Source organism: Haloarcula sp. HT12, assembly GCF_055271655.1.
Genome location: NZ_JBUXKW010000004.1, coordinates 48,368 through 65,422, shown reverse-complemented (window position 1 = coordinate 65,422; position 17,055 = coordinate 48,368). Strand labels below are relative to the sequence as shown.

General features: G+C 59.1%; 13 protein-coding genes and 1 pseudogene. 8 read left to right on the top strand and 6 right to left on the bottom strand.

Going from position 1 to position 17,055, the window contains the following annotated elements:
• Positions 1–60 precede the first annotated feature (60 nt).
• The 7 genes and pseudogenes from ACY9XZ_RS13495 (at position 61) to ACY9XZ_RS13465 (ending at position 6,848) form a co-directional block, all read left to right on the top strand.
• Positions 61–1,002: a UbiA family prenyltransferase gene (locus ACY9XZ_RS13495; protein WP_463457540.1), complete on the top strand. Its 942-nt coding sequence runs from the start codon at positions 61–63 to the stop codon at positions 1,000–1,002.
• A gap of 29 nt (positions 1,003–1,031) precedes the next feature.
• Positions 1,032–2,819 carry a histidine kinase N-terminal 7TM domain-containing protein gene (locus ACY9XZ_RS13490; protein WP_463457539.1) on the top strand — a complete coding sequence of 596 codons (1,788 nt, stop codon included), beginning with the start codon at positions 1,032–1,034 and terminating at the stop codon, positions 2,817–2,819.
• A gap of 40 nt (positions 2,820–2,859) precedes the next feature.
• Positions 2,860–3,256: pseudogene (locus tag ACY9XZ_RS13485) on the top strand (DUF2270 domain-containing protein); the annotation flags it as partial.
• 195 nt (positions 3,257–3,451) lie between these two features.
• Positions 3,452–3,889 (top strand): hypothetical protein, encoded by a 438-nt coding sequence (locus ACY9XZ_RS13480; RefSeq protein ID WP_463457538.1) that lies wholly within the window; start codon positions 3,452–3,454, stop codon positions 3,887–3,889.
• Between the two features lie 394 nt (positions 3,890–4,283).
• The gene (locus tag ACY9XZ_RS13475; RefSeq protein WP_463457537.1) at positions 4,284–5,519 is read left to right on the top strand and encodes a tyrosine-type recombinase/integrase; all 1,236 of its coding nucleotides are present in this window, start codon (positions 4,284–4,286) and stop codon (positions 5,517–5,519) included.
• Between the two features lie 109 nt (positions 5,520–5,628).
• On the top strand, positions 5,629–6,474 hold the full coding sequence (locus ACY9XZ_RS13470) for a ParA family protein (protein ID WP_463457536.1): 846 nt from the start codon (positions 5,629–5,631) through the stop codon (positions 6,472–6,474).
• Positions 6,471–6,848 (top strand): hypothetical protein, encoded by a 378-nt coding sequence (locus ACY9XZ_RS13465; RefSeq protein WP_463457535.1) that lies wholly within the window; start codon positions 6,471–6,473, stop codon positions 6,846–6,848. The genes ACY9XZ_RS13470 and ACY9XZ_RS13465 overlap by 4 nt, the downstream gene beginning before the upstream one ends.
• A 478-nt stretch (positions 6,849–7,326) precedes the next feature.
• On the opposite strand, the gene ACY9XZ_RS13460 is transcribed toward ACY9XZ_RS13465, so the two are convergent.
• Entirely contained in the window at positions 7,327–8,364 is a 1,038-nt protein-coding gene (locus ACY9XZ_RS13460; RefSeq protein WP_463457534.1) for an NAD(P)-binding protein, read from the bottom strand.
• Positions 8,365–9,344: 980 nt separating this feature from the next.
• Here ACY9XZ_RS13460 and ACY9XZ_RS13455 point away from each other — a divergent pair.
• Entirely contained in the window at positions 9,345–9,602 is a 258-nt protein-coding gene (locus ACY9XZ_RS13455; RefSeq protein WP_463457533.1) for a PAS domain-containing protein, read from the top strand.
• A gap of 176 nt (positions 9,603–9,778) precedes the next feature.
• Here ACY9XZ_RS13455 and ACY9XZ_RS13450 read toward each other — a convergent pair whose 3' ends face one another.
• The 5 genes from ACY9XZ_RS13450 to ACY9XZ_RS13430 all read right to left on the bottom strand — a co-directional run bounded on the left by ACY9XZ_RS13450 (position 9,779) and on the right by ACY9XZ_RS13430 (position 16,683).
• Positions 9,779–11,407: a hydantoinase B/oxoprolinase family protein gene (locus tag ACY9XZ_RS13450; RefSeq protein WP_463457532.1), complete on the bottom strand. Its 1,629-nt coding sequence runs from the start codon at positions 11,405–11,407 to the stop codon at positions 9,779–9,781.
• Positions 11,404–13,407 carry a hydantoinase/oxoprolinase family protein gene (locus ACY9XZ_RS13445; protein ID WP_463457531.1) on the bottom strand — a complete coding sequence of 668 codons (2,004 nt, stop codon included), beginning with the start codon at positions 13,405–13,407 and terminating at the stop codon, positions 11,404–11,406. Before ACY9XZ_RS13445 ends, ACY9XZ_RS13450 begins: the two co-directional genes overlap by 4 nt.
• Positions 13,408–14,616 (bottom strand): Nramp family divalent metal transporter, encoded by a 1,209-nt coding sequence (locus ACY9XZ_RS13440; RefSeq protein ID WP_463457530.1) that lies wholly within the window; start codon positions 14,614–14,616, stop codon positions 13,408–13,410.
• A gap of 162 nt (positions 14,617–14,778) precedes the next feature.
• Complete coding sequence (locus tag ACY9XZ_RS13435) at positions 14,779–15,324, bottom strand: ribbon-helix-helix protein, CopG family (RefSeq protein ID WP_463457529.1); 546 nt, start codon at positions 15,322–15,324, stop codon at positions 14,779–14,781.
• 105 nt (positions 15,325–15,429) lie between these two features.
• The gene (locus ACY9XZ_RS13430; RefSeq protein ID WP_463457528.1) at positions 15,430–16,683 is read right to left on the bottom strand and encodes a Glu/Leu/Phe/Val family dehydrogenase; all 1,254 of its coding nucleotides are present in this window, start codon (positions 16,681–16,683) and stop codon (positions 15,430–15,432) included.
• Between the last annotated feature and the right edge of the window lie 372 nt (positions 16,684–17,055).

Below are 17,055 nucleotides of genomic sequence, written 5' to 3'. Positions count from 1 at the left end.
GAAATAATTTATTATAGGATAGGATTTTACTGTATAGTTCGCTGATATTCTACCGCAGCCATGCCGACTGATGCACAAAACCCGGGCAAGCAGCCCGGCATAGAGTCCGTGAGGAACCGTTCCCTAATCACAAAACTATCTACACTGACGAGATCAGTCAGGAATCTATTTCTCTACAGTTCCGTGTACCTCGCAGTTATCGCGATGGCGGAAGTCGTCCTCGTGAGTGAACTGCTGGACCTCCCATTGACTTCCGCTCCGATTGTGGCGGGGTTGCTAACCTTCGCAGTGTATGGCAACGACCGGTTGGCGGACCTGGAAACTGATGCGAAGACGGCCCCCGCACGGACCGCCTTCGTGCGACGGTATCAGGACGCGTTCTACGTGTTGGGGGCTATCGCATACGGCCTCGCCGTGGCCCTGTCCGTCCTGGGCGGTCCGCTCAGTTTTGGCCTTTCGCTGTTACCCGGTGTGTTCTGGATTCTCTACGCCTGTGACTGGATCCCCAGTCTCCCGAGCGGGACCCGGCGGCTGAAAGACGTCTTCCTTCTCAATTCGACCCTCGTCGCTGTGGCCTGGGCGCTCATAATTGTGTACTTGCCGTTGACGTACGCCGGTGCCCCCGCCACCCCAACTGTCGGTGTCATCTTCCTGTTTTTCGTGTTGGCGACGTTCGTCAACACGGAAATCCCGAACGTGCGGGACAAAGAGGGTGACAGCGAGATCGGTGTCCGGACCCTTCCAGTCGTGGTCGGTGTCCGCTGGACTAAGTATATCCTCTACCTAATCATAGGTCTGACAGCGGCTCTGCTCAGTGCTGCGTTTCTCGCAAACGTAATCCATCTCACGGAGATGATCGTCCTCTTGGCTAGTCTGTTCTCCTTAAGCGGCGTCATCTTCTGTCTCAATCGAATCGAAAACGACGGGGCACTCGCTGTCGCGGCGGAGTGTACGCGATTGCCAGCGTTTGTTATTATGATCCTCCCGCTGCTCGGTCAATAGGGTTATCATATAAATTACCTTTATTTGTAATGCAACCTTCTACCACTGGAATTCCGAACTCTGAGAGCGTTTCTGTCAGCCTGCGATACTTTCGAAGGCAAATAGGTTATAACGATGGCGGCCGATTAATCTTCAACATAGTTGTGTTCTCACTGACGCTGATGAAGCTGGTGTTGGTCGCTACGATTGCGGTCGGCGTTACGGGTGGCCTCCTCGCCTGGAAAGAGCGTCCCGAACCCGGCGCTGACCCGCTTATTCTGCTCCTGGCAGGCCAGTGCTGGTGGTCGGCGACGTTGATCTTCCGGATCGATGCAACGACGCTTAGTGCGAAGGTTTTCTGGGTCGACGTCTCCTGGATCGGTGTTGCAATCATCCCGATAGCGTGGCTGCTTTTTTCGCTCGAATACGCCGGCTATACCGAATACACAGCCCGCAAGCACATTCTGCTCTATTCGATCGTCCCAGCAATTACCGTCTTTCTGGGCCTCACAAGTCACTCCCATCAGTTACTGTACACAAACTCCGTCATCGTTCAGGAACACGGGATCCAGACGTTGAACAGAACACCGGGTGTCTGGTTCTGGATTATCGCTGGGTATACGTATCTGCTGGGCCTTCTCGGCGCACTGCCGCTGTTGAAACTCGTCACGAGCCAAGTTGACCCGTTCCGCGGCCAGAGCTTAGCACTCCTTCTCGGCCTCCTGGCACCCTGGGTGACGAATATTCTCTTTTTGATGGGTTCACTCCCATCTGCCGGTGTCGATCCGACACCGATTGCCTTCGCGGTGTCCGGGCTCGCGTATCTGGGGGCACTCACCAGGTTCCAGCTCTTCGGTGCGAACCCGACACCGATCCGCCATGCTCGCAATTCGTTGTTTCAGCAAATGCAGCAGGGGGCCCTCGTGTTGGATACGCACGATCACATCGTCGATATGAATGACCAAGCTACCACCGCCCTACAGACGACAGCAAGCGAAGCGCTTGGCCGACCACTTGACCAGATAAGTCCGGACCTCTCGGCGCTCGGTAGCACAGTCCAGGCCGGGCAAACGATTTACCGCCCTCCGGGGGTAGCCCGATCCTACGATGTCTCTGAAAGTCTCGTCACAGATATCCATGATCGGACTATCGGCCGGGTGATTACACTCCACGATGTGAGTAACCTTCTCAGAGACCAGCAACGACTGGAGGTTCTCCACCGCGTTTTCCGGCATAACATCCGAACGAACGTACAAGTCATCCTCGGCAACGCTGCGTATCTAGCCACGCACAACAGCGAGTCGAAGGCTGCAACCCTGCAAGAACACGCCGTCGAAATCAACGAACTCGGCGAGAAAGTCCGTTCCGTTATCGATATCTTCGAACAAAGCCGAGAGGAACGTGACACTCTCAGTCTGCACTCCATCCTCGAGGAGTGTGTGGATACGACTAGCGAAGCGTATCCGGAGGTCAGGTTCAACTATACGCCCGGACAGGATGATTTCGCGGTGGATTGCCTGTTCGATGTCGTCTGTCTGAACATCATTCAAAACGCCGCTCAACACAACACTTCTCCCGACCCTGTGGTGTCAATCGACGTCGAACAGGACGGTGACTACGTGCAAGTCACTGTACAGGACAACGGGCCCGGTATCGATTCCAACGAGCTCGCTCTCGTCGAACACGGCTCGGAAACGCCGTTGAGGCACGGGAGCGGATTCGGGCTTGCGCTGGTCGTGTGGGGCACTGATATCGCGGGTGGGACCGTTGATATCGAGGCGAGTGAGACGCTCGGAACGACTGTCACACTCCGAATCCCTGTTCTCTCGTCGGAGTAGGCCACCGAAACAAAGCACAGGTCAGTGGCCTAATTCAGACATGGACGTCGACGCAACCGATTCCAAACAGCGGGAAGTTGGCGAGGATCTCCTAGCGGATATATGTCTGCGGCCGGCCATGGCACATCTGTACCGTGGCGAGATCTACCGCACGAAGTTCTGGGGCGGTCGATAAGACGACCAACTGGCTGGTACTGGTCATCCCTGCGATTCTCACGTAGGCGTTTTCGCGGCCGGACATTCCTCACTACATCGTTTTGATCGGAACAGCCACGCTGGCGGTGTTCCTGTTTGTCGAGATCAAGTGATATCGTGGTTACGATATATGGCGGAGTCGAGTCAGAACACTGCAGGGAACCGTCTACGCCTACGGATTAGATCCTGATTCGGTCGTCGCTGAGCCAGATTGGCGTGAATCACTGAGTGCAGACTACCGATACAGCCCCCCCCCTGAGTCTCCCCTGCCATCGGTGTACTATTGGGGAACCGGTACTGTCTAAACACAACTAACTGGGAACTACGGTTAGTAGCACAAACCAATCAGGCTGGTACATGACGATTCAACCTTTGAGGATCCTGTCTCGGAGCGAGCAGCAGTATATTGATCGGACGCTGGTGGAGGTGGATCGCCGTTGACAACCTTCGCACGCAATATCAGTTCCTGGGTAATCGTTGTCTTCGTGGTGGCCACTAGCGGGACAGTCGGGACAACCGTTGCATTCCAGGACTCGGCCCAGGACATACAGACAGAGAACGAGGAACTCCGTGCTGAAAACGAGGAATTGCGCGAACAACTGAACGAGACGCAAGAAGAGAAACGGGCCGCACAATCCCGCGCCGAAGACCTCGATGAACGGTTAGAAACCCGGAACGAGGACGTTGACACGCTGGTGGCGGAACTGGAGAAGAAGGACAAGTTGCTCAATGCGAGTCGAGCCCGGCTCGCGGAGTCACAGGAGAGCCCAGCTGGCATGTCCAGATCCGAAATGGAAAAACGGCTTGATTACCTCTGTGCACAGCGGGAGAACAGGGAGCGATTCGGCTGCCAACAGTTCGGGCCTGGGGAATAACGACTGAAGGGGCCCGGAACATCGGAGTTAGTCCCCTTCTGGCTGGAGGTTTCATCGAGAAGCGAAGGAGCGGCTCGCGGCGGTGCTGAACCAGACGGTCCTGTCAGAGGCACTGTTTAGCGAAGTACGGGTCTGTTACGAATCTCATCTCCCGATGACGGTTACTATCCGATTGGTAGCAGCTCAGATTTGGTATAGCGATATACGATTTATTTGCTGAGGTAATACAGATGGCCATATTTGTCTTGTTGTGGGTTTCTGCATGAGAAAACAATACAAGACAAACTATTAGTAGTGCGATGGATATACGCTGAATACGAAAATTCGGTGATTCAGATGATCTACCCAGAACCGTTCGGCGGTTACTGCAGTTCAGAGAGCCAAATCCGATCCAATGACTGAAACCCGATACGCGACGATGGACGTGGCGGACTGCGAGTCTTTTTATTTTGAGACAGTCGTACCGACGATGGAAAACGACGGCCTGGATTCGGCCGCTGAAACCCCCACGTACACCTGGCTAAATAGCCGGTTCCCGGGATTCGTCAAGCATCTCCAGCGGCGGCTCGATCTGTCACCGGGGCAGTTCTACGACGAGATCGGGGTCCCAAAAGCGGAGAATACGACGGAGTCATTCGATTTTCTCTCTGCGAACACACAGCGGGCGATTGAGGACTACCTCGAGGAGCTCGAAACCCGTCGTGGACGTGCGGAGGCGACAATCGACACACGGCGGTCGATCCTGCGGCGCTACACGAAAATATATACTAATATCCACGATACAAAAGATCTGCTGGCACCGCTGGAGAATCCCGACGAACGCGCCGCGGAGATGGATCGGGTTGCAGCGACGTTTGACGCCTTAGACGGACTGGATGAGGCACTAACGACGCTTGCGTCACGACGAAAGTACGTCCAGGACACGCGGCAGTTCTACAAGCACTTGGTGATGTTCGGAGATGCAGCGTACAATCCGCTAGCTGACCTCGAAATCAGGTTTGGATGGGATCGAACTCCGTCTTGGGACAACAAAGCACTCGATAGAAGCGGAGTTCAGCGTCTGTATGCAGCGGCGGCTGAGCAGCGAGACCGATTCATCGTGGTCGCATGCTGTGGCTGGGGCCTTCGGCCGAGTGAAGTTGCGTCCCTGCATATCCGGCAGCTCAATCTTGACCCGGACGATGACTCCCAACCGTACATAGAATTCGGTGACGGCGAGCGCAAAAACGGTCCCGGAACCGTGGCGTTGCTGGCCGGTCTAGAGACAGTACAACGACGCATCGACATGCTTGCCGGTCCGGAGTGGAACGGTTATCTCCTCCCCTCTCCCGCTGCGTCCGCCGGACATTTGACTGCCGAAACGGTTCGTCGTCGGTTCAAATCAGTGGCCGAATCCGCTGGCGTCACCGTCGAGGGTGACATGCCAACGCCGAAAACAGGCCGTCGGTTCTGGTATACGACGTACGGCGCTGCTGTCAGGCGAGTGGCGGAGCGGTTTGAAGACGTTGCAGCCGAGCAGGGCTCGGCGTCCGCACAGGTCGTACTTGACAACTATCTCTCCGAATCGGAGGCCCGGTCCCACCGACGGGCCGAGATGCGCGATACGCTTGCGGGGTTGTTCTCCGAGTAGCCGGCGGCTTTAGCCGGATAGGTGTTTATACGTGGCTTGTAGTATAGCTATTTAGTATAGCTATACCGTCTGACTAATCTTTATATCTGTGTGGTGTATCCGATACAGTATGCTGACCTACACCGTGTACAGCGAGGCCGGCGGTGTCGGCAAGACAACGATGGCGGCGAACCTCGCTGTCGCCGATGCCCGTGCTGGTCACGACGTACTGGCAATCGACATGGACCCACAGGAGGGGAGTCTCTCGTTCCTGTTTGACGTTGCGGACCACCGAACGGATTCAGAGGCCGATAGCCTGGTCCGGCACCTCGTCGAGCGGCCACGCGGGCCGTTTGCCGATCTCATTGAGACCTCGGAAGGTGTCGATGTCCTCCCCGCCCACAATTCCCTGGAAGTCCTTTCGAAGCACTTGCGGCGTCGCGAGGAGGAAGCGGCGGACTTCGGTGAGAACTGGAACCCGAACGTTCAGCTCCTTCGTGTGCTGAAGGACGCGGGCGTTCCATCCGAGTATGACACTGTCATCATCGACCCCCCGGCAACTGCGGACGTGAAACTGTACAATGCACTGCATGCGACGCGAAATCTCGTTATTCCGTTCGAACCGAGCGGGAAGGGGCAACAGTCCGTCGAGGGGCTAGCGGACCTGGTTACCGGACTTGAAGACACGCTGGATATCAATGTGGGCGTGTTGGCTGCGGTACCGAACCGATTCAAGGGCACGAACGATCAAGAGGAGATGCTCAAACGCCTCCAGGCGGAGTCGTACGACATACCGGTAGTCTTCCGGGAGCGTACGTCCCTGCTCGAAGGGTGTTGGCGCAAACAGTGTTCGGCGTTCAAATACATCGAAGAACACCGGAACCGGGAACGTGACTACGAACTCGAAACCCTGGAGCAGTTCGAAGAACTGGCTGCGCATCTCCACCAGACCCGTGAACAGGAGGCGACAGCATGAAATCCGGCTCCGGTGATGATCCGTTTGCGGAGACGGACTCGGAGCCAGAACCGGATGACCAGCAGGACGGTGTGATGGATGTTGAAACCGAACCCACTGACGCAGAACCAACGGCCCAGCCCGACATCCCGTACAAATTTCGTCGTGACTCAGTCAAACAGGACCGCAAGCAGCGACCGATTTTCATTCGGCCCGAGGTTGAGGAGCGGGAGTCCACGTTTCTCCGTAATCTCGAAGACGAAGTCGGTGAGGATGTGTACAAGACCGACGCACTAGAGGCCGCTCTCGTCGTTGCTATGGACAATCCGGACCTCGTTGCCGAAAAGCTCCGTGAGTGGGGGTACGACTGGGAACAGTCGACTGCTTCGCGCTGAGATCTTTCCGCCTCTTTGGCGGTGAGAGGGGAATCAACTGGAGTTGTTCTCTGGAATCTGTGATTGATTTGTGTGGTATTTATAGCCCTATGCCGGTATACGCTCGAAAAATCTGGAGTCAATAGCTGTGTCAAGTGACTATCTCAGCTTGTTGGACCTACTGGCTATTCGGTATAGCTATACCTGTTAGCTAGATTATCCGATGAACCAGTATAGCTACAAAGTATAGCTAAAGTTCTTGACTATACAGTATGGTTAGAAGATATAGCTGGAAAACTTGTCCACTCTATATAACTGATGAAACGGGATATCGCGGATAGATATCATTCCGAACAGCTCAACTACTCAGCAGCTCTCGGTCGACATCTAGCATCGTGCCACCTTTCGGGCGGCAATAACCAACAACAGGTTGGAACCTGCATCACGACCACAGAACTCAAAAATCGCTTCCGGTCGCAAATATACAAGATCGGAGATGCTATATAAAGGCTCGAACAGCGCTTAGAATATCCGCAGGCTGCTGGGGCTCGAAGCTCTCTTGATACTCAAGATCTCCCTTCGATAGACGAGCGATCCCCTCCAACCCGATGCTGTGATGGACGGGGGAGATCGCACCGGTGACAGCCTTTGTCCAGAAGTTCTGGCACAACAACCGCCGCTTATACGATTCCCCCTGCACGAATGATCTCACAGCGGCCCGCCCGGACTGTGCTGCATGTACCATCCCGAAGCCAGTCAGACGGTTCGCTACTCCGATGGCATCACCCGCGATATGTACCGTGCAGTCGTTTAATTCGTACGAGCAGTGTGAGATACTCCGCAGGCCGTTCGAGACATCGGTTCCGCTGTAAAGCGCCTCACGTTCCGGAGGCTCGATATCGACTTCCGCAAGCACCGCTTGCATATCTGTGTATAGTTGCACAGGAGATTTGTCTTCCCGACACCCGAGTCCGACAGTCGCTTCCTCCCGTGACTGTGGCACGATCCAGAGGAAGTAATCCTCGTATGCGAGTGCCCTCGGTTCCGGGTAGAGGTGGGAGAAGTCGGCCTCGATCCTTCCGCTCAGCGTCGGACACGCCACGTCGTACGACAGGGACGTGAATCGACTTGAGATCGGGAACTGCCCGGTCGCATCAATCAACAGATCGGATTCCGTGGATAGCCGCCGAAACGCCGCTTCGTCGACTTCCGCGTCCTCTACGATCTCTGTTTGCTTGAGCGCCCTGGCCCAGTGCTTCTCTAACTCCCCTCTGTTCAGTATCACTCCATCAGGGAGGTTCACCGCGGTCTTCCCGTCAGATCCGACAAATATCCCGGTATCAGCTTCTCTAACGTATCCCGGGACGTGTCGATCTAGTGGCAACTGTGAATAGTCCCAGACCATTTCGCCCCACGCGCCTCTCCGATCTCCACTGTATGTACCCTTATCATAGAGTTGCACGTCTGCAGTGACTTCTTCGGCCAGTTGTGCCGCTGCTAATCCAGCGAATCCCCCACCGACGATAGAAATCCTCATACCGTCATCTTCGATGGTAACTATTTCAAATATACTTATTTGCTCGCACGCATACAGCGATGTCCAGTGGGGGGCAACCGTATTGTGCAGCTGAACCCGATGCTGGCTTGAAACCTGGTGAACAGTACTGTCTGAATACAGCGGGGACTCCAAAGATGATAGCAGCTGATAAGCGCTGTCACAGATGACAGATGGGGAATTCGATGTTCTGGATGAAAAGCCCACTTGACGATCCACGCCCACCTGGACCTGTAGCTGGTACCCGCTGGTCAGCGTCGTTCCCGTTCTGTCCGACAGGCCCTCGCACAGCCTCCGCGAAATTAAGAATCGGGCGGCACGGCGGTGACCGGAACATGGCTATGAATCGGGCCAGTCGAGCGGCGGTTGGCTGGCGAGACGAAATTGTACGCTGTCGAGATGTTCGCGTTTTCGAAAGCATCTTCGTTCGTTTCCAGCGCATCAATCTGGATGGCTATGGCCTCGTCGGGGCTGTATTACCCGTTCGACGTCGGAAGGCTAGTCAACGGGGACTGATATATATATAAATTGATATGATGACAGTCGGGCGTGCATCAGTCACAGGCGTTGTATCAGCAGGAATTGTACGGCGGTCGGCCACAAAACCTGGTATCGACGGGCGTTTGTGCGGCCGCCTGCTAGAACTGTCGACTGCGAACATGGCGGCACTCAGGGACGCACTTATCGAAATTATGGTGGTCGATGAAGCCGGGTTTCGTCGTAAGTTTCCGGGGCTCGTCGAAACACATCAGCTAGGGAGTGTCGATCCGGAATCCGTCGACAGGTCGCCGACGGCCCGTCTTCGAGACCTCGATGGGTTTGAGCCAGGCTCCGTGACTGCGTTTGAGCGAGAGCGTATCGCCAGGATGGCCTGCCTCGGGACGGCACCGCTGGGTTTGACTCTCACCGGGCCTGCGTACCAGGATAACCCGCTCCGATATGCGACACGGACGTTCAGAGAGATGACGGGTTACTCGCTTCCAGCACTCCGTGGCGAGAACCTCCGACTCCTGCAGGGGCCGGCGACGGACCCCGAGGCGGTCGCGACACTGCGGGAGGGGATCGATATCTGGGAACGCCGAACCGTCGAACTCTGGAACTACCGGGCGGACGGCACACGCTTTAGAAACCGGGTGACGATAGTGCCACTCACCGGCTCCGACGGCTCAATCGCGAACTGGCTCGGGGTGCAGGAAGCTATCGGCACGCCGGATAGCTGATCCGCAGTGAAACCTTCTGGGCAGCACCGCAAACTGCACTGCCCGATCGACGTTTCACAGCCTTCGATATTCGCGAGATAGCCGGCCACGGGAGGGGCTGGCTCCGTGTGTGGACCCCATTGTCGGGATATTCTACGTCCGTATGGCTATCCGGAACCAGACCGGACAAGGACTGGTCACCGGTCGGCTACCTTACCGTCGCGTCGGTCACGCTCCCGTGCTTCCGGGTCCCGCTCCGCTGGGTCGCCGTGCCCGCCCCCACCCGGTGTTCGAACGGAGACGGTCGTCCCGGCCTCGACGTCAACGGACGCCTTCGCCGGAACCGGCTCGCCGTCGATCAGATTCTCGCCTGTCGCGCCGTCTTCGCCGCCATCGATTCCTGCGGGGGCCGTCCGCCGCCGCTCAGTCAGCAGTGATACGGTGGCGTCGGTCTCGATGGTGACGGTCCGTTCGAGACCCAGTCCGCCGCGGTATCTGCCGTCGCCGCCGCTTGACGGGCGCAGCGCGTACCGTTCGACCCGGAGCGGATACTCGGCCTCCATCGCCTCGACGGGTGTGTTGAGCGTGTTCGTCATGCCGACCTGGACGCCGTCCATCCCGTCTTTCCCGGGACGGGCTCCGAACCCGCCGCCGATCGTTTCGTAGTATGTGAACTCCCCGGTTCGATCGCCGATAATGAGGTTGTTCATCGTTCCCTGTCCACCGGCAGGAACCTCGCCGGGGGCCGCTTCGGCGAGCGCCGCCAGCGTGACGTCCATGACGCGCTGGCTCGTCTCGACGTTGCCACCGACGACCGCGGCTGGCGCGTCCGGATTGAGTACCGATCCCTCGGGTGCGGACACTGAGACCGGTTCGTAACAGCCGTGGTTCGGCGGAATCTCGGGATCGGTGATCGCTCGGACGACGAAGTAGACCGCGCTCTTCGCGACTGAGAGCGGCGCGTTCAGGTTGCCCGCCACCTGGTCGGCGGTTCCAGCGAAGTCGACAGCTATCGAAGTACCATCGATGGTGACGGCCACTTCGATCGGGATGTCGGCATCGGTCACGCCGTCGCCTTCGAGGACATCCTGCGCGCGATACGTGCCGTCCGGAAGCGCGTCGAGTTCAGCCTCGACCCGCTCTCGGGAGTAGTCGATGACGGCATCGAACGCCTCAAGCAGGGTCGGCCCGTGCTCCGCCAGTAGTTCACCGATACGCTCCTCAGCCCGCTCGTTCGCGGCGCGCTGGGCTCGGAGGTCCGCCTCACGCTCGTCCGGCGTCCGGACGTTGGCACGGATGAGGTCGTGGACCGCCTCGTTTGGCTCGCCGCCGTCGACGAGGCGAACCGCGGGCAGTCGAAGCCCCTCCTCGTAAATCTCCTGTGCGCCCGGTGGCATACTCCCCGGCGAACTCCCGCCCACGTCGGCGTGATGGGCGCGCGAGACGGCGTACCCGACTATCTCGTCATTGGGTGCGATCGTCGAGACAAGCGTGATGTCCGGGAGGTGTGTCCCACCGGCGAACGGATCGTTGACGATGAACACGTCGCCCGGCTTTGGATCCTTCCGGAGGACGATATCCACCGCGTCGGGCATCGCGCCGAGGTGGACCGGGATGTGTTCGGCCTGTGCGACCATCCGACCGGACGCGTCGAAAAGCGCCGTCGAACAGTCCTGTCGCTCCTTGATGTTCGGGGAGTACGCCCCGCGGATGAGCACGTGGCCCATCTCGGTTGCCACGCTCTCCAGCTGGTTCCTGAGGATCTCCAGCGTTACGGGGTCGATGGCCTCCCGATTCCCATTCGGTGTCGTAGCTTCGTCGCTCATGTGTCGCTCACCTCCGCTGTCAGTGTGCCGTCATCGCGTATCCGCACGTTCCAGGCCGGTGGGATGACGATTGTGCTCTCATCGCCCTCGATAATCGCGGGGCCGTCGATCTCGTCCTGTGGTGGCAGCAGCGCCCGCTCGTAGACCGGCGTTTCACGGACATCACCGGCGAACACCGCCTCGCGGGACCCCTTGTGTGGGTCGCCATCGGCAGCGTACTCGACCGACGGTGCCGTCCGGTCGACGGTCGTCGTCACGCGACAGTTCACCAGTTCGACAGACTCCTCGGCCCGATACCCGTACGCGGACTCGTGGGCTGTTGCGAACCGCTCGCGGGCCTCCGCGGTGTCGAACGGGCGGTCGATATCCACAGTGAGTTCGAAACTCTGGCCAGCGTACCGGAGGTCGGCGGCGTATCGTACTGTCGCCGCCTCGCGGTCGCTGACCTCAGCCAGCAGTTCGTCGGCCATGTCCTCGTAGACTGCGTCGACGTCGTCGGCGTCGATCCTGTCGAGCGAGCGCTGATACGTCCGTACCGCGTCGCGCTTCTCGTCGGCTGCGAGCAGGCCGTAGGCCGACAGCACACCCGAGGCACGCGGAATCACAACCCGGTCGATATCGAGACTGTCCGCGATTGCTGCCGCGTGCATCGGCCCGGCACCTCCGAACGCGGCGAGACCGAACGTCCGCGGGTCGTACCCGCGCTCGACGGTCACAGACCGGATGGCCCTGGTCATGTTCGCGTTCGCAACGCGATAAACGCCGCGAGCGGCTTCCAGCGGACCGTCTAAGCCTGCGTCCTCTGCAAGGCTTGCGAGCGCGTCGTAGGCGGCGTCCGCATCGAGCGACAGTTCGCCACCCAGACTCGTGCTCTCTCCGATATATCCTAATACAAGGTTCGCGTCGGTGACGGTCGGCGCAGTTCCGCCTTTCCCATAGCAGGCGGGACCGGGGGTAGCCCCGGCGGAGCGCGGTCCGATCCGGAGCGCGCCCCCGGCGTCGACCCAGGCGATGGACCCGCCGCCCGCGCCGACTGTTTCGACGTCGACCATCGGCGTCTTGATCGGCCGCTCGTTGATGACGCCCGCCGTCGTCCGCTCGGCTTCCCCGTCGCGGACGAGGCTCACGTCGCTAGAGGTCCCGCCCATATCGAACGTGACCAGCCCGTCATGTTCGTCGGAGTCGTCGGCTGCCATCGAACCGGCCCCGACGACGCCGGCAGCAGGCCCCGAAAGGACGGTCGTCACAGCGTTCCGCCTGACGGTATCGGCGTCGGTGATCCCGCCGTTTGCCTGCATGATTCGGGGCTGTGGGACCCCGAGTTCCCGCGACCGGTCGGTCAGATGGCTGACGTAGTGGTCAATCGCCGGCCGCACGTACGCGTCGACGACGGTCGTCGACGTTCGTTCGTACTCGCGGAATTCGGCGAGGACTTCGTGTGAGGCTGAAACGGGCACGTCGAGTTCGTCCCGCAGGATATCGGCGACGTGCTGTTCGTTTTCAGGGTGCGCGTACGCGTGCAACAGCGAGACAGCGACGGACTCCACGTCCCGCTCGCGTAGCTGCTCGGCGATTGCCCGGACTTCGTCCTCGTCGACGGGCTGTTCGACACCGTCGGTAGTCGCCCGTTCGGACAGTTCGAAGCGCCGGCGTCTAGGAACCAGCGGTGTCGGCTTTTCCGCGGACAGATCGTATAGCGACGGGCGGTCCTGGCGGCCGATTTCCAGCACGTCTCGGAACCCCTCGGTCGTGACGAGCGCGGTCTTTGCGCCGTTTTCTTCGAGGAGCGCGTTGACCGAGACGGTCATCGCGTGGGAGAACTCGCTGACGGTCTCCGGGTCGATGTCGGCCTCCGCGCAGGCCTTCTCGATCCCGGCGATGACGCCCTCGCTCTGGTCTTCGGTGCTCGGGACTTTCGCAGTCACGAGCGTGCCATCGAGCGACAGCGTCACGTCGGTGAAGGTACCACCGACGTCGACGCCGATTCTCCGGTCTCCCATCTACAGCACCCCCGCGACGCTGAGAAGCGTCCGAACCCCGAGCCACACGACGATGAGCGTCACGATAGCGCCCAGCGCGTTCGCTATCGACCCGTTCGTGTACTCGCCCAGGAGGTCCCGCTGGTTCATCGCGTATATCAGGAATATCGCCACGATTGGCAATAAAATCCCGTTGACCACCTGCGCGAACACGATGATCTGGACGGGACTGCCACCCAGCAACACCGAGAGAACTCCGACGCCGAGGATGGTTCCCCAGACGGCACGGAACTGTGTGCTCTGCATGTCTGAATCCCAGCCTAGTGCGCCTGTGGTCGCCCACGCGCCCGCGAGCGGTGCCGTCGTCGCGCTCGTGAACCCGGCGGCGAAGATGCCGATGCTGAAGAACAGTTCGGCGTACGGACCCGCGATGGGTCGCAGCTGTTCGGCCATCCGGCCGATATCGCTGATCTGCGTTCCCGGCTCGAACGCTGCAGCCGCGGTCACCATGATCGTGATCGTGATCACGCCGCCGACGACGATTGACAGCACCGTGTCGATCCGTGAGTGGCCGATATCCTCCGGCCCGCTCCACCGCTCCTGGACGTTACTCGCGTGCAGGAACAGATTGTACCCGACGATGGTTGTTCCGATGAGGCCGGTGATGAGGTACAGCGATCCCGAGGGGATACCGGGGACGAACCCCATCGCAATCGCACCGGGATCGGGACCGATGAGGATCGCCGACGCCACGAACGAGAACGCCATGACGAGGACGAGGCCGACAAGCGCCCGCTCGATCAGTTTGTAACGCCCGGTGTAGAGCAGTATTCCGGCGACGAGTCCCATTACGACGCCCCACACCGTCGAGTCGATACCCGTGATCGTCGCGAGCCCCGCGGCACCACCGAGGATATTCCCGGCCTCGTAGGCAGCGGTCCCGACGCCGATGGCCCCGACAACGAGGAATATACTCACGTACTCGACGATCTGATTGTCGAACCGCTCCCGGAGTGCTTCGCCGAGCCCCTCACCCGAGACGAGGCCAAGCCGCGCGCTCATCTCCTGGAGAACGATCGTTGCAACAATCGAGAAAACCATCGTCCACAGGAGCGCATAGCCGAACTCCGCGCCGGTAACGCTCGCAGTCGTGACCGTGCCTGGGCCGATGAACGCGGCCGCGACCATCGCTCCCGGGCCGACGGCCCTGAGTCGTTTTGTAATACTCATGATTGTTAGTTTTGATAGCCACTGTCACGGATCCGCCTGGCAAGGAAAAACATTGTTAAGAGCCGTGTGTAGCCGACACATCGGTCGTATGAACGCTGTGTCACCCACACTGACTGTATGAATCAGTAAGAAGGGCTCACTTCTGGATCTGGCCGGGAGTATTCACGGTTCCCGTTCTCTCAAGAGCACTTTCGAAACACTCTCCTCGATCTCGATCTCGAACGGGAGGTCGGCGATGCTACCGCGAATGAACCGAATCATCAACCACCGCACCGACTCGGACGGGAACACCACGTGGAAACTCCCTTTCTCGTCCCGGCGGACAGTCAGGAAGCCACACAGCGAGAGCCATTCGAGCACGTCTTCGAGCGAATGGAACCGTTCGGCATACTCCTGAGCGTGGTACTGTGCCACCTGATCGATCATTTCGAGAGCCGCCTCGTCCCGGTCCGCCGGATCGGTAAACTGACTCAAGAGTGCATGCAGCAAGTCGACATCCAGCAGCACGTGTTCCCCCGTCGAGAGCATCTCGTAGTAGGTCTGGAGGTGGTCGCTGTCGCTCGCGTGCGCTGAGTCGAAGTTCGCTGCGTAGAACGCGATTGCCTCGCGGATCAGCTGGCTCTGACTCTCCCCGGTCCGGTCGGTCAGCCCTTCTAACGTGCCCTTGGTCTCCTCATCGAGAGAGACGGTGACGCGGTCGGTCGGCATAGTGTCTCTCGTCGCTGGATGGCCTTAATATCGCGACGTTTGGTGACAGCTTGCGCTCGACCCCGTCGGCGAGAACAGTGCATCCGGCCGCGGTCTGGGACCTGGTTACGGCCAGGTACCGCTCTGCTGGCCGGCGTTCATGACCCGTTGGAGTGCGACGACGTATGCGGCGGTTCGAAGCGATGGGAGTGCCTGCTCTTCGTAGGCCTCGACGAGGTTCTCGAACTGGTCGACGATAATCGAATCCAGCTCCTCGTTGACGCGCTCTTCGGACCAGTAGAAGCGCTGCCTGTTCTGGACCCACTCGAAGTACGACACGATGACCCCGCCCGCGTTCGCGAGGATATCGGGAATGACCAGCGTCTCGCGGTCACTGAGAACGTCGTCCGCAGCGGGAGTGATCGGGCCGTTTGCGGCCTCGGAGACGACATCAGCGGAGATGTCATGTGCCAGCGACTCGTCAATGGCGTTTTCGAGCGCGGCCGGGATCAGCAGGTCGACATCGAGCGTGAGCAGTTCCTCGTTCGTGAGCTCCCCCTCGGCCTCCGGATAGCCGACGACGCTCCCGGTTTCGCGTTTGTAGTCCTTGACTGCGACGGGGTCGAACGACGTTTCGCTGTAGATAGCGCCACTGGAATCGGAGACGGCGACGACGTTGGCACCCATCTCGTAGATGAGCTTCGCCGCGATCCAGCCGGCGTTCCCGTAGCCCTGGACCGCGACTGTCGCGCCTTCGAGGTCCTTGTCGAGATACTCGAAGGCTTCACGCGCCGCGACGACCGTCGAACGCCCGGTCGCTTCGACGCGGCCCTCGCTGCCACCGCTTGCGAGGTCCTTCCCGGTGATCACACCGGGTTCGGTCGTGTTTTCGAGTGTCTCGTAGGTGTCTTTGATCCAGTTCATCTCCCGCTGGCCCGTGTTGACATCGGGTGCGGGCACGTCGCGGTCGGCCCCTATCAGCGGCGTCAGTTCCTTCGCGAACGAGCGCGTGACTCGTTCGAGTTCGCTCTCCGAATAGTCGCTCGGGTCGATGACGATCCCGCCTTTTCCGCCGCCGAGCGGGATATCGCTCGTCGCCGTTTTGTAGACCATCCACCCGGAGAGCGCCTTGACCTCGTCGCGGTCCACTTGCGGGTGATAGCGGATCCCGCCCTTGTACGGGCCACGGTCGCCGTTGAACTGTGACCGGTACGCACGGAACACCTCGACCGAGCCGTCGTCCATCTCGACGGACAGGTTCGTTTCCAGTATCCGCTCGGGGGTCTTCAGTCGTTCCAGTTGCCCCTCTGAGACGTCTATGTATTCGGCCGCAGCGTCGATCTGCGTCCGCAGGCTCTGGTACGGATTTACATCAGACATGTATCGACCAGATTCATCGAGATACCAAAAGCTATCCATTTCTACCAGAAATATTACTACATCAAGATACACAGTAGTGACTAATAAATGGCTTGCAACGGCATCTGATAGCGTATATTTTATCCTATCTTCACATTTTTATCAAAGTTTCTTACTACTAGACTTCCCGAACAGTCTGTCACTTGTACAGCGGTGTCCGTATCGAGTGCCACGGCGTCTGCAACCTGTTCCGTTCCACTCACTGGGACGTCGACCCTGTCGACGTCCGGGATCAGACAGTCACGACGCTCGGCGCGTTCGAGCAGGATGTCTTCGCTGGGGAAGTGCCAGACCCGTGTCACGGATCGGAACACTGGCACTGACGTCGGCTCT

Coding starts and splice junctions, on each gene's coding strand:
- ACY9XZ_RS13435 (WP_463457529.1), bottom strand. CDS start 15,324: ATGCCGACCGACCGCGTCACCGTCTCTCTCGATGAGGAGACCAAGGGC.
- ACY9XZ_RS13440 (WP_463457530.1), bottom strand. CDS start 14,616: ATGAGTATTACAAAACGACTCAGGGCCGTCGGCCCGGGAGCGATGGTC.
- ACY9XZ_RS13460 (WP_463457534.1), bottom strand. CDS start 8,364: ATGAGGATTTCTATCGTCGGTGGGGGATTCGCTGGATTAGCAGCGGCA.
- ACY9XZ_RS13450 (WP_463457532.1), bottom strand. CDS start 11,407: ATGAGCGACGAAGCTACGACACCGAATGGGAATCGGGAGGCCATCGAC.
- ACY9XZ_RS13430 (WP_463457528.1), bottom strand. CDS start 16,683: ATGTCTGATGTAAATCCGTACCAGAGCCTGCGGACGCAGATCGACGCT.
- ACY9XZ_RS13445 (WP_463457531.1), bottom strand. CDS start 13,407: ATGGGAGACCGGAGAATCGGCGTCGACGTCGGTGGTACCTTCACCGAC.
- ACY9XZ_RS13475 (WP_463457537.1), top strand. CDS start 4,284: ATGACTGAAACCCGATACGCGACGATGGACGTGGCGGACTGCGAGTCT.
- ACY9XZ_RS13495 (WP_463457540.1), top strand. CDS start 61: ATGCCGACTGATGCACAAAACCCGGGCAAGCAGCCCGGCATAGAGTCC.
- ACY9XZ_RS13470 (WP_463457536.1), top strand. CDS start 5,629: ATGCTGACCTACACCGTGTACAGCGAGGCCGGCGGTGTCGGCAAGACA.
- ACY9XZ_RS13455 (WP_463457533.1), top strand. CDS start 9,345: ATGACGGGTTACTCGCTTCCAGCACTCCGTGGCGAGAACCTCCGACTC.
- ACY9XZ_RS13490 (WP_463457539.1), top strand. CDS start 1,032: ATGCAACCTTCTACCACTGGAATTCCGAACTCTGAGAGCGTTTCTGTC.
- ACY9XZ_RS13465 (WP_463457535.1), top strand. CDS start 6,471: ATGAAATCCGGCTCCGGTGATGATCCGTTTGCGGAGACGGACTCGGAG.